This window comes from Hydrogenophaga sp. LT287, assembly GCF_055702805.1.
In genome coordinates this window covers 1-11074 of sequence record NZ_JBVPZC010000055.1, presented here as the reverse complement: position 1 = coordinate 11074, position 11074 = coordinate 1, and the positions used below count along the sequence as shown (strand labels likewise).

At 67.0% G+C, this 11074-nt stretch carries 15 protein-coding genes; 9 read left to right on the top strand and 6 right to left on the bottom strand.

Annotation, left to right across the window (positions count from 1 at the left end; translation table 11 throughout):
• On the top strand, positions 1–344 hold a 344-nt coding region (locus tag AC0GNR_RS19060), incomplete at its 5' end, for an integrase core domain-containing protein (protein WP_472900213.1).
• Between the two features lie 26 nt (positions 345–370).
• Positions 371–751, top strand: coding sequence for a phosphoribosyltransferase (locus AC0GNR_RS19055; protein ID WP_472902348.1), 381 nt, complete (start codon positions 371–373; stop codon positions 749–751).
• Between the two features lie 152 nt (positions 752–903).
• Here AC0GNR_RS19055 and AC0GNR_RS19050 read toward each other — a convergent pair whose 3' ends face one another.
• The 3 genes from AC0GNR_RS19050 to AC0GNR_RS19040 all read right to left on the bottom strand — a co-directional run bounded on the left by AC0GNR_RS19050 (position 904) and on the right by AC0GNR_RS19040 (position 3016).
• Positions 904–1713, bottom strand: coding sequence for a DUF4198 domain-containing protein (locus AC0GNR_RS19050; protein ID WP_472902347.1), 810 nt, complete (start codon positions 1711–1713; stop codon positions 904–906).
• A gap of 20 nt (positions 1714–1733) precedes the next feature.
• Entirely contained in the window at positions 1734–2219 is a 486-nt protein-coding gene (locus tag AC0GNR_RS19045; protein WP_472902346.1) for a hypothetical protein, read from the bottom strand.
• Positions 2220–2284: 65 nt separating this feature from the next.
• The gene (locus tag AC0GNR_RS19040) at positions 2285–3016 is read right to left on the bottom strand and encodes a HupE/UreJ family protein (RefSeq protein ID WP_472902345.1); all 732 of its coding nucleotides are present in this window, start codon (positions 3014–3016) and stop codon (positions 2285–2287) included.
• 416 nt (positions 3017–3432) lie between these two features.
• Between AC0GNR_RS19040 and AC0GNR_RS19035 the strand changes: the two genes are divergently transcribed.
• Together AC0GNR_RS19035 and AC0GNR_RS19030 are read left to right on the top strand one after the other, a co-directional pair.
• On the top strand, positions 3433–3852 hold the full coding sequence (locus AC0GNR_RS19035) for a CopG family transcriptional regulator (protein WP_472902344.1): 420 nt from the start codon (positions 3433–3435) through the stop codon (positions 3850–3852).
• A 115-nt stretch (positions 3853–3967) separates the two neighbouring features.
• A complete protein-coding gene (locus tag AC0GNR_RS19030; protein WP_472902343.1) occupies positions 3968–5110 on the top strand; it encodes an extracellular catalytic domain type 1 short-chain-length polyhydroxyalkanoate depolymerase in 1143 nt (380 codons plus the stop codon).
• Between the two features lie 3 nt (positions 5111–5113).
• On the opposite strand, the gene AC0GNR_RS19025 is transcribed toward AC0GNR_RS19030, so the two are convergent.
• Complete coding sequence (locus tag AC0GNR_RS19025; protein ID WP_472902342.1) at positions 5114–5611, bottom strand: GlcG/HbpS family heme-binding protein; 498 nt, start codon at positions 5609–5611, stop codon at positions 5114–5116.
• 197 nt (positions 5612–5808) lie between these two features.
• Between AC0GNR_RS19025 and AC0GNR_RS19020 the strand changes: the two genes are divergently transcribed.
• From AC0GNR_RS19020 to AC0GNR_RS19005, 4 genes are all read left to right on the top strand, one after another.
• On the top strand, positions 5809–6282 hold the full coding sequence (locus AC0GNR_RS19020; RefSeq protein ID WP_472902341.1) for an acyl-CoA thioesterase: 474 nt from the start codon (positions 5809–5811) through the stop codon (positions 6280–6282).
• Positions 6283–6411: 129 nt separating this feature from the next.
• Positions 6412–7608 (top strand): multidrug effflux MFS transporter, encoded by a 1197-nt coding sequence (locus AC0GNR_RS19015; RefSeq protein ID WP_472902340.1) that lies wholly within the window; start codon positions 6412–6414, stop codon positions 7606–7608.
• 142 nt (positions 7609–7750) lie between these two features.
• On the top strand, positions 7751–8062 hold the full coding sequence (locus AC0GNR_RS19010; RefSeq protein ID WP_472902339.1) for a BON domain-containing protein: 312 nt from the start codon (positions 7751–7753) through the stop codon (positions 8060–8062).
• Positions 8063–8111: 49 nt separating this feature from the next.
• The gene (locus AC0GNR_RS19005; protein WP_472902338.1) at positions 8112–8318 is read left to right on the top strand and encodes a hypothetical protein; all 207 of its coding nucleotides are present in this window, start codon (positions 8112–8114) and stop codon (positions 8316–8318) included.
• A 21-nt stretch (positions 8319–8339) separates the two neighbouring features.
• Here the strand turns inward: AC0GNR_RS19005 and AC0GNR_RS19000 are convergent, their stop codons facing one another.
• Positions 8340–8795: an acyl-CoA thioesterase gene (locus tag AC0GNR_RS19000; protein ID WP_472902337.1), complete on the bottom strand. Its 456-nt coding sequence runs from the start codon at positions 8793–8795 to the stop codon at positions 8340–8342.
• A 109-nt stretch (positions 8796–8904) separates the two neighbouring features.
• On the opposite strand from AC0GNR_RS19000, the gene AC0GNR_RS18995 reads away from it, so the two are divergent.
• The gene (locus tag AC0GNR_RS18995) at positions 8905–9723 is read left to right on the top strand and encodes a ParB N-terminal domain-containing protein (RefSeq protein WP_472902336.1); all 819 of its coding nucleotides are present in this window, start codon (positions 8905–8907) and stop codon (positions 9721–9723) included.
• A gap of 312 nt (positions 9724–10035) precedes the next feature.
• On the opposite strand, the gene AC0GNR_RS18990 is transcribed toward AC0GNR_RS18995, so the two are convergent.
• Positions 10036–10998: an IS5 family transposase gene (locus AC0GNR_RS18990; protein WP_472900628.1), complete on the bottom strand. Its 963-nt coding sequence runs from the start codon at positions 10996–10998 to the stop codon at positions 10036–10038.
• Between the last annotated feature and the right edge of the window lie 76 nt (positions 10999–11074).

Sequence of the window (11074 nt, the reverse complement as noted above, 5' to 3'; positions counted from 1 at the left end):
ACAACCCATACGCCGAATCGCTGTTCAAGACCTTGAAGTACCGCCCGCAGCTGCCGCTCAAGCCGTTTGCCGATCTGATGCAGGCCAGGCGCTGGGTGACCGAGCTGGTGCACTGGTACAACGAGCAGCACAGGCACAGTGCAATCAGCTTCGTGACCCCCGCGCAGCGCCATGCACAGACCGATGAAGCTTTGCTGCACGCACGTGCTGCGGTCTATGAAAAAGCCAGGCAACAACATCCAGCGCGTTGGTCAGGAAACACCCGCAACTGGACCTTCATCGACGAGGTTCACCTAAACCCAGACAGCCCACAAACCAAGGAGTCCGATCAGAAGGCAGCTTGATTTGACAACCTCAGGCGACAACTAGCTTGACAGCTTCCGGGGCTGACCAGGACTACATCGCCGCCGAAAAACACGAGCAACTGCAAACCATCCACTCGCGTCGCGTGCAGTACTCACCGATCCGCGCCCCCATCGACCCCGAAGGCCGCACCGTCATCGTGGTCGACGACGGTCTGGCCACCGGCGCCACCATGATCTCGGCCCTGCACAGCCTGCGCCGTCGCCTGCCCGCCAAACTGGTGTGTGCGGTGCCCGTGTCATCGCCCGAGGCCCTGGCCCGCATCCGCACCATGGCCGACGAGGTGGTGTGCCTGCACGCCCCCGAAGACTTCCAGGCTGTCGGCCAGTTTTATCGCCACTTTCCGCAGGTGGACGACGACGAAGTGATGGCCCTGCTGAGGGACTGAATCGCAGCCCACCGCCTGCAGACCGTCCAGTCCGTTAGCGCCAGAGCAGGAGCTGCCCACCGCACCCTCCGAAGAGATGGACACTGGTGGAGCGGTGGGGAAACCCGTCGCGGACCGTTTCGGCCGGGTGCATGCACCGCAGCCAAAGGCGCTCAGCGAGCCACTTCGAAGGTGTAGGCGATGAAGCGGCTTTCCCAGCGCGCATCTTCTGTAATCGGCGGGCGAAGGTCCACGCCACGCAACAACCAGCGGCCAGGCTGGGGCAGGCGAAAGCTGACGCGTCCCGCGGCATCGGTACGCGCCCAAAGGCCGCCCGGCGTGGTCTCGTGTAGCAGCTCCACGGGCAGAGCGGCCAGGGGCTTGCCGTCGCGTTGCACCTCAAACACCGCATCGCTACCGGCCTGCAGCACGCCGCGGGGAGCCACGCGAAGCACATCCAGCGGCTGGCTGTTGTCGCGCGCCGGTGCCGCTGCGCCTTCTATTCGAGCGACCTTCAGGTAACGTTCCTGAAAAGGGCGGCCTTGTGCACGCTGTCGGGCGAGCACCGCGCGCAGCGTGTCGCTGGCACGGATCTCGTCGAAGTAGATGTCGACGATGGCGGACGCGAGCTCGACCTCGAAGGGCTGCAGGCGCACCACGCAGCTGAACGTCCCGACCTCGGGACCGGGCACGCGATACAGCGTGTGCCGGCGACCCACGCGCGTTGACGCTGGCTTGTGAACCGTGCCCTTGGCATCGGTACAGGCCCAGTGGGTCACCACCTTCGGCTCCACTGGCGCCTCGTAACGCGGGTACAGGTTGCCCGTGCCCAGCGCCAGTTGCAGCGGCTGTCCGGCGCCGCCTTCCGGGTTGTCCACGCGTTCAAACCAGGTGTCGTGCGCCATCGCCGGCCAAGCCGACAGCATCAACAAGGCGAACGCCAAGCTGCGACCAAGCGATGTCAGCTGGGCGGTCATGGCCATGGCAGCGTTCCTGTTCATATTCATGGTTGAGAGGCGCTCAAGGCCAGAACGATCAGCGAGGCCGCCGCCACCCACGACGCCAGCACGCGCACGCCGACCTGAGCCCAGGCCCAGCGGGGCAGACGCACCAGCGCCGCTGCGGCCAACGCCCAGACCAGACTGCCCACAAAGAGTCCCATGGCCAGGGCCCAAGGCAGCGCGGTGGCAGACGCCGCCGCGGGAGGCGGTAAGGCCGCCAAACCCACCCCGGCGCCGAGCATGGCAGCCACCGTTGCCGTGACGGGAGCGCCCCAGGGCCGCCCCACTGCGACCGCGAGTCCGCCGAGCGCCGCCGCCAGCAGGCTCGGCCAAGGCACCCGCGCCAAGGGCAGTGCATCCGACAGCGAGAGCACCAGCGCCACGGCCAGCGGCAGCGCAAACGCCAGCCACGCCACCACGGGCCAGCCGGGCTGCGCGCCCCACTGCTGCCCAATGAACAGCGCCGCGGCCAGCAACGGCAGCAGCATGCCGGACGCCAGCAGCGGTTGTGTCAACCCAGAAACGAAGCCCGGTTCCAGCACGGCGATGGACCTCAAAAGGCGCGCACGAGAAACACCGCGCCCACCAAGGCAATGAGGGCACCCAGCCCCCGCACCGCCTTGGTGCCCCAGGGCCAGCGGGTGAGCTCACCAAAGGCGATGCCGCAGAGATGCAGCAAGCCCGTTGAAACGACGAAGCCCAGGCTGTAGGCGATCGGATCGGCGGCCTGGGGCAGCTCGGTGCCGTGCGCATGGCCGTGGAAAACAGCGAACGCCGCCACGATCACAGCCGCCAGCGCCAGCGGCGCCCGCCAGCCCCAGGCCACGGCCGCACCAAGCGCAATGGCCGACAACGCAATGCCCACTTCCACGCCCGGCAGGGGCAGGCCCAGCACACCGGCCGCTCCACCCGCAGCCATCACCAGCGGAAACACCACCGGCAACAACCACAGCGCCGGCCGGCCAAGAAAGGCGCCCCAGAGCCCGACCGCGACCATCGCCACCAGGTGGTCGGGACCAGCCAGCGGGTGCAGCAAGCCGCTCGCAAACCCTCCGGCAACCCCGCTGGCCTCGTGTGCCAGAGCGGCCCCCGAAGCGGCGCAGCCGCCCAACACCACAGCCAACCGGCCGAGGCGGCGCGTCAGGCGCTGACCCAGCGCCTGCAAACCTGCCCAGACGCCGTGGCCCCGGATCCCATTCGGCGCCTTCAATCGGCGGTGGACGGCAGCGTCGAAAACGGCGTCATGGTGCAGTGTGGTCGGCGCAGACCAAGCGTTCAGAGGCATGAAACAAAGTATCTCACAGCACCATTCAGGCACAGGCGGCGGGGCTCCATGGCGATAGGTTCCCGCCCTGGGCTCAAGGGGGTGTTCATATGGGGGGCTTGCCTGCTATCCCGATCGCCCGTCATCGGTCTGGAGCCGCAAACCCGGCGCAGCCCCGGCTCAGGTTTTGGACACCACGATGACCACCGCAACCAGCACACCACCGGCCAGCGCGACCAGGCTGAAACGCTGGTGCGCTTGCTCTGCCTGGGTGATCGTGGTGTGCGCGCGCAAGCCACCGCACCACGCCACTTTTGCACAGGCGCCCGGCGAACGATTTGAGTGGGCTCAACGCGCAGCGCCAGCGCTGGATCGCTCAATGTGTTTAAATACCATCCAAATGGAATCCAATTGGAATCCAAACAGATGGTTTACAGATGGCAAACACTCCAACCGAACCCAAAGCCCGGGTGGGCGATACCGAAAAACTCACCATCAACCTGGGCGTGGTGGACCTGGGGCAGGTCGACCTGCTGGTGCAGGAAGGCTTTTATTCCAACCGCTCCGACCTGATCCGCACCGCCGTGCGCAACCAGCTGGCGGTGCACGCCGACACGGTGCGCCAAACCGTGGCGCGGCGCACCCTCATGCTGGGTCTGCAGCACCTGAGCCGGGCCGACCTGGAGCGCGCCGTGGCCGCCGGCCAGCGGCTGCGGGTGCAGGTGGTGGGCCTGGCCCGCATTGCCGAGGACGTGCCACCCGAACTCGCGCTGGCCGCGATCGAGTCGGTGTCGGTGCTGGGCGCGTTTCATGCATCACCCGAGGTGCGCCGCGCGCTGGCCGGGCGCATGGTGTGAGCGCGCCTTGTACCGCGCCCTACCTGCCTGAACACGACACCCCACGCGAAAGCCCTTTTTGACCCCACGCCTCCCCCGCAACCCCTCTGCCTTTTCACCACCGAGCGCCCTTGCCATGAACATCCAGGAAACCATTGAACGCGCGCTGGCGTCGGCCGGGCTCGACACCCAGAGCGACCCCATGCGCGGGGTGACCGACACCATCCGCAACGCACTGGCCTCGGCGGGTCTGGCGGTGGGCGCAGCGGCCACGCCAGCGCAAGCCGCCCCGCCCAACGACAACACCATCGACGTGGTGGCCCGCGAAGTGCCGGCGCCGGGCGCTGAGGCGGCCGAAGCGGATGCGGCCGGCGGTCAGTTTGTGCTGCGCAGCTTCAGCGCCCCGGCGGGCACCCGGGCTTACAAGCTGTATGTGCCGGCGCAGGCCGTGGGCTCCCAAAAGCCCAAGGCCGGCAGCTTGGCGCTGGTGGTCATGTTGCACGGCTGCACCCAGTCGGCCGACGACTTTGCCGCCGGCACCCAGATGAACCGGCTGGCCGACGAACACGGCTTTGTCGTGGTCTACCCCGAACAGGCCTCGGGCGCCAACGCCTCGCGCTGCTGGAACTGGTTTCGCGCCGAAGACCAGGTTCGCGGCGCTGGCGAGCCAGCGTTGCTGGCCGGCCTGGTGCAGGCCGTGGTGGCCGAGCACCCGGTGGACCCCGCGCGTGTCTATGTGGCCGGGCTGTCAGCCGGCGCGGCCATGGCGGTGGTGTTGGGCGAAACCTACCCCGAGCTGTTTGCCGCCGTGGGCGCCCATTCGGGCCTGCCCTATGCCGCCGCGCACGACATTCCTTCGGCCATGGCGGCCATGAAAGGCCACGGCGCCATGGGCATGGGCCACCTGCCCGGCACGCCGGCCGACCCGCGCCGCCAAGCCCAGCAGGCGGTGCCGGTGATCGTGTTTCATGGTGACCGCGACCACACCGTGCAGCACAGCAATGGCGAGCAGATCGTGCGCCAGGCCACCAGCGCCCACGCGGCCGGACTCAGCGCCCGCACCGAACAAGGCCAGTCGCCCAGCGGCCGCAGCTACACCCGCACGCGCCACACCAATGCCCAAGGCCAGTGTCTGGTGGAGGCGTGGACGCTGCATGGCGCGGGCCACGCCTGGTCGGGCGGTGCTGCCGCGGGCTCGTTCACCGACGGCAGCGGCCCCGACGCGTCGGCCGAAATGCTGCGCTTCTTCCTGGCGCTGCCAGGGCAGGGCCAGCGCTGAGTCTTAAAACTCGATCTTGTCGGCAATCGCCTTGATGCCCGCCTTGGCGCAGGCGTCGTCGGCGTCGCCGCCGGGCGCGCCCGACACGCCAATGGCACCGTAACTGGAGCCGCCGCCCTCAATCACCACACCGCCGCCCACCGCCAGCATGCGCGGTGTGCTGCGAATACCGCTCATGGGCTTGCCCGCTTGCGATTCGGTGGCCAGGTCCAGCGTGGACGTGCGAAAACTCGCCGCCGTCCAGGCCTTGTTGGTCGCCACGTCCACCGTGTGGGCGCCCGCAAAGCGGTCGCGCAAAAACACCTGGGTCAGGCCCGAGCGGTCCACCACCGCCACGCCCACCTGAAAGCCCTGCACGCGGCAAGCCGCCATGGCCGCCTGCGCCGCCACCAGCGCGGTTTCGGGCGTCAGGGCCTTGATCTGGAACGTGGCTGCCGGGGCCTGTGCAAAAGCAGGCAAAGCCACACACAAACTGGCCGCAGCCATCAAAACGTGTCGCATATCGAAGTCTCCACAAAGGGTTGAAACCACGGCCAGCCCAGCGAGCCGCCGCACCAAACCCATGCTAGCCACAGCGGCTGGGCGGCGCCCTGCGTTGCGTCAATCAACACGCCCATCCCGAGGCCGCGGTAGCGCCGTGGCACGATCGGTGCTTCCCCAACAGCGGTTCACCCACCGCCCGCCTTCCATTCAAACCCATGCAACTCCCTGCACACCAGCTCAGCATGTCGGTGCTGATGGCGCCCGACACCGCCAACTTTTCAGGCAACGTCCACGGCGGCACCATATTGAAACTGCTCGACCAGGTGGCCTACGCCTGCGCCAGCCGCTATGCCGGCACCTACGTGGTCACGCTCAGCGTCGACCAGGTCACGTTTCGACAACCCATCCATGTGGGCGAACTCGTCACCTTTCTGGCCTCCGTCAACCACACCGGCAGCTCGTCCATGGAAATCGGCATCAAGGTGATTGCCGAAAACATCCGCACGCAGGAAAACCGCCACGTCAACAGCTGCTTTTTCACCATGGTGGCGGTGGACGACGCGGGCAAGCCCACGGCGGTGTCGCCGCTGCGCCCCTTCACCCCCGACGAGCGCCGCCGCCACGCCGCCGCCGAGGTGCGCAAGGCCATGCGCCGCGAAATGGAACAGCGCTTTCTGGCCGTGCGCTGAAGCGCCGCCGGGCCGGCCCACCCCACCGGCTGCGGGTGACAGGCTTTCAGCCCGGTGGCGGTTACAGTGGCGTGCGGCCACAGAGGCCGCTGACTTTTTTGGGGCCCGCCGCTGGCCCCGCACCGCTGAATGACCGCTGCCCAAACCCCACCCCCCACCCACGCGCTCTTGGTAGCCAACCTGCTGGCCCAGCTCGCCTTTGGCCTGCTGGCCATGACCATCTGCCTGCCCTCCATGCAGGAATGGGCCAGCATATTTGGCGCCAGCCAGGCCAGCGTGCAGCTCACCTTCAGCGGCTATGTGATCGCCTACGGCGGCCTGCAGTTGCTCTACGGCCCGCTGTCTGACCGCCTGGGGCGCAAAAACATCTTGTTGTTTGGCCTCTTTGTGGCCGGCGTGGGCTCGGTGCTGGCGGCCCTGGCGCCCAACCTCGGCCTGCTCACCCTGGCGCGCGTGCTGCAAGGCGCGGGCAGCGCGGCCGGCATGGTGGTGGGGCGCGCCATGGTGCAAGACCTGTTTCAAGGCCCCGCGCGCACCCGCGTCATGGCCTACATCGGCATGACCATGGGCCTGTGCCCGCCGCTGGCCACCATCATCGGCGGGCAGCTGCACGTGCGCCTGGGCTGGCAGTCCAACTTTGTGCTCATTGCGGTGCTGGCCGCCGTGCTGTTTGTGGCCGCCTGGCGCGGCCTGCCCGACCACCAGAAAGCCACCACCGTGCAGCCGCACTGGCTGCGCGCCATGTGGGCCTCGTATGCGCGCCTGGCCCGCGAGCCCGCGTTCATCCTGTATGTGGCGCTCCTGTCCATGATCACGGCCACCTTCTACACCTTCCTCAGCGGCGCCCCCATCGTGCTCGGCAGCTACGGCGTGGGCCCGGAAGGCATTGGGTACTACATCATGAGCATTCCGCTGGCCTACATCGTGGGCAACTACCTCACCTCGCACCTGGTGCACCGCACCGGCGAGCGCCCCATGATGCGGCTGGGCCAGGCGCTCACCCTGAGCGGCGTGGCCCTCATGCTCGGCCTGGCGCTGGCCGGCTGGCATTCCCCGCTGGCCTTTGCCTTGCCGCTCATTTTGCTGGGCATCGGGCACGGTTTTCTGGTGCCGCCGGCGCTGGCAGGCACCGTCAGCCTCGTGCCCGCACTGGCCGGCTCAGCCGCCGCCGTGGCCGGCCTCATGCAGCAAATGATGGGCGCCGTGGGCGGCTTCACCGTGGGCCTGTTCCCGCACGAAAGCGCCGTCAACCTGGGTCTGCTGATGCTGGGCTACGCCCTGTGCGCGGCGCTGGCGCATTGGCTGCTGCACCGGCGGCCATCCTAGCCGTCCAGCCGAAACCGGGTCCCCGGTGGCCAAAAAAGCTTTGTTGGAGGTCCTTGCGGGCGGCTTTTAAACACGCGTTGAGCGCTGCGTTTGACGGGTGCCTGTGGTCGTGCCATAAGTCACGATTTACAAGGAGAACGCTATGAAACACCCCGCCGTTGCCATGGCCCTGTCCGGGCTGCTGGTGCTCAGCACCTTGGGCTGCGCGGTGTCGCGCGAACAGTCCACCGTGGGCGAGTACGTGGACGACGCCACCATCACCGCGCGCGTCAAGGCCAAGTTTGCCGAAGACCGGGAGGTCAGCGCCTTGTCGATCAGCGTGGAAACGCTGCGCGGCGCGGTGCAGCTGTCGGGCTTTGCCAAGAGCGCGGCTGAAAAGAGCCGCGCCGAAAGCATTGCGCGCACCACGCCCGGGGTGTCCAGCGTCATCAACAACATCGTGGTGCGGCCCTGAGCAGCCCGCCTGCGCGTCTTTCCCCTTCCATCCCACGGAGACCAATGCCATGAAGCACAACCTGAACCCGCAAGACAAGCAAGAGCCGCACACCCACAAGGTGGAAAACGACACCAACAAGGTGGGTGAGCAAGACCCGACGCAGCTCAACCAGGGCCAGCGCACGCCCGCCAGCCGCAGCGACCGCGAATCGCATGTGGGTGGCAGCAACCAGTCGCAGTCGCGCCGGGCGCCGCCGGGCAATTCCGCTCGCTGAAACCGGCAAGCGTTCAGCCGCTCAGCCCGCCTTGGGCTGAGCGGCTTGCGTGGCTTCGCGCAGACGCTGCTGAAAGGCCTCAGGCACCGGCGCGACCTTGCGGTCGGCCTTGTTCACAAACACCACGCCCACTTTGCCGCGCGCCACCTCGCGGCCCTGGCTCAGTTCGGACATGCGAAACACCAGGTCGAAGCCGTAGCGGTTGAAGTCGGCGGGCACCATGTCCACGCGCAGGGTTTCGCCGTGAAACGCCTCGGACTTGTATTGCGCCACGAGGTCCCCCACCACGATGGGGCTCCCGGCCACATTGCCTTCGGTGTAGCCCAGCCAGCGGAAAAACCGCACCCGCGCCTCTGACACCAGCGTCAGCAGCTGCGCGTTGTCCAGGTGGCCGCCCTGGTTCACGTGGCTGATGTAGATCTGCATGTCGGTGGCAAAGACAAAGCGCTCGGGGAGTTCAAAAGTGATGCGGCTCATGGGGTGAAAACGTGCTCTGAAAAGGGGCTGGAGGGGGGAATCAGGGCATTGTCGCCGGCACATAGAATGGCACCCCTTTCCCCGTATCCCGCACCCTGGACCGCTCGCCATGCACATCGCCGTCAACGAAGAACTCAAAGCCTATATCGACCCCCTGACCCCGGACGAATACGAGGCGCTGGAGCGCAGCATCCTGGCCGAGGGTTGCCGCGACGCGCTGGTGCTGTGGGGCGACACGCTGGTGGACGGCCACAACCGCTACAGCATTTGCCAGAAACACGGGCTGCCGTTTCAGACCGTGCAGAACACGCTGTTTCGTTCCATGGAAGACGTGCACCTGTGGATGATTGGCCAGCACCTGGGGCGGCGCAGCGTGTCCGATTTCCAGCGCGGGGTGCTGGCCTTGCGCCAGCGCGAGATCATGGCCGAACGCCGCGTGCGCACCCAGGCAGCGGCCAGCGCTGAGCGCACCGACAGCACCGTAGGCGAGGCCGTTGCGCCCGCCGCACCGGGTGCGCCCGAGCCCGACGCGCTTAAGAGCCGCGAAGCCATTGCCCGGGCCGCCCGCCTCAGCAGCAGCCAGGTGGTGGCCATTGAAAAGATCCAGAAGCAAGCCGCGCCCGAGCTGGTGGCGGCGGTGAAGTCGGGCACCATTTCGCTCAACACCGCCGCCGCCGTGGCTTCTTTGCCCGCTGACGAACAAGTGGCCGCCGCCCACGCCGGCAAAGACGAGCTGAAGCTGGCCGCCAAGCGCGTGCGCGAGGCCAAGCGCAAACCGCGCGAAGACGCAGCACCCGAAGCCACCACCCCGGTGGACACCGACGCGCCCGACGCGGTGCAGGCCCTGCAGCGCCAGGTGGCCACGCTGCAGGCCGAAAACGCCGCGCTGCGCCAGCAGGTGCAAGCGCTCGAAGCGCAACTGGTCTGACCGGCCAGACCCAGGCCCGTTGAGCCAGCTGCGCGCAGCTGGTCGCTTTTTTTCGGCATTTTTTTCAATGCTCCAAGCCTGCCGGCCAGCCCCGGCAGGCTGGCCTGCGCCTGCGCGCTTCGGCCTGCGTGCGCCAGCGCACAGACGCGCCGCGCACCAAGCCCTAAGGCAACGCTGAACAAGCGGTCGATCCAGCGACCCGTTGCCTCCTGATTGCGCCATGCGAGAAGCAAGGTCAAATCAAGTGGATTTCGTACCGTTTCAGGGCCATTTCGACCTTGTGCACGCGTTTGGCGTGCGCTGCAGACGCACTCATCCCATGAGGCGCTGACGCGCCAGGTAGATGTTGGCCAATCCCAGCGCCACGAACGAGCGCGTGGCGTTCTTGGCCAGCCCCCGGTAGCGCACCTTGGCAAAGCCCCACAGCCGCTTGACCACTGCAAAGACGTGTTCGACCCGCGCCCGGATTCTGGACTTGTTGCGGTTCTTCGAGCGTTCGGCTTCATCGACTTCACCGCCCTTGCGCACGCGCTGGTTGGTGAAGTCTTTGGCCTTGGGCGCCCTGGAAGCGATCAGCGTCTTCTGGCTAGCGTAGGCGCTGTCGCCGTACACGCGCTGCTCGTTGCCGTGCAGCAAATCGGGCAGCGGGTGTTTGTCGTGCATGTTGGCCGCTGTCACCACGGCGCTGTGCGCCAGCCCGCTGCGACTGTCCACGCCGATGTGCATCTTCATCCCGAAATACCACTGCTGACCCTTCTTGGTCTGGTGCATCTCGGGGTCACGTTGCTTGTCTGCGTTTTTGGTCGAGCTCGGTGCGCCGATGATGGTGGCGTCCACGATGGTGCCGGTACCGACCTTCATGCCCTGCGCCTGCAGCACCTCTCCCACTTTGGCAAACAAGGCCTCGCCCAGTTGGTGCGTCTCCAGCAAGCGGCGAAACTTCAGCAGCGTGGTCGCATCGGGCACGCGCTCGCGCCCGAGGTCTATGCCGACAAAGCGCCGCAGCGCGGTGCTGTCGAGTAGCGCATCCTCGCAGGCCTCATCGGCCAGGTTGAACCAGTGCTGCACGAAGTACATGCGCAGCATACGCTCGAGCCCGATCGGTGGACGCCCGTTGCCGGCCTTGGGGTAGTGAGGCTCGATCACCGCGCACAACGCCTGCCAGGGCACGATCTGCTGCATCGTGGCCAGGAAGGTATCGCGCCTGGTCGGCCTGCGGTAAGGCTCAAAACCTTCAGCTTGATCGGCGGCCATGGCAAGGGTTTGCTGTTTCATCTTCATCTGCCTGTTCGTCTGTACTGCAACGGTACAGGTAAACACCACGCTCGAGCAGTACTTAATCAGCGTTGCC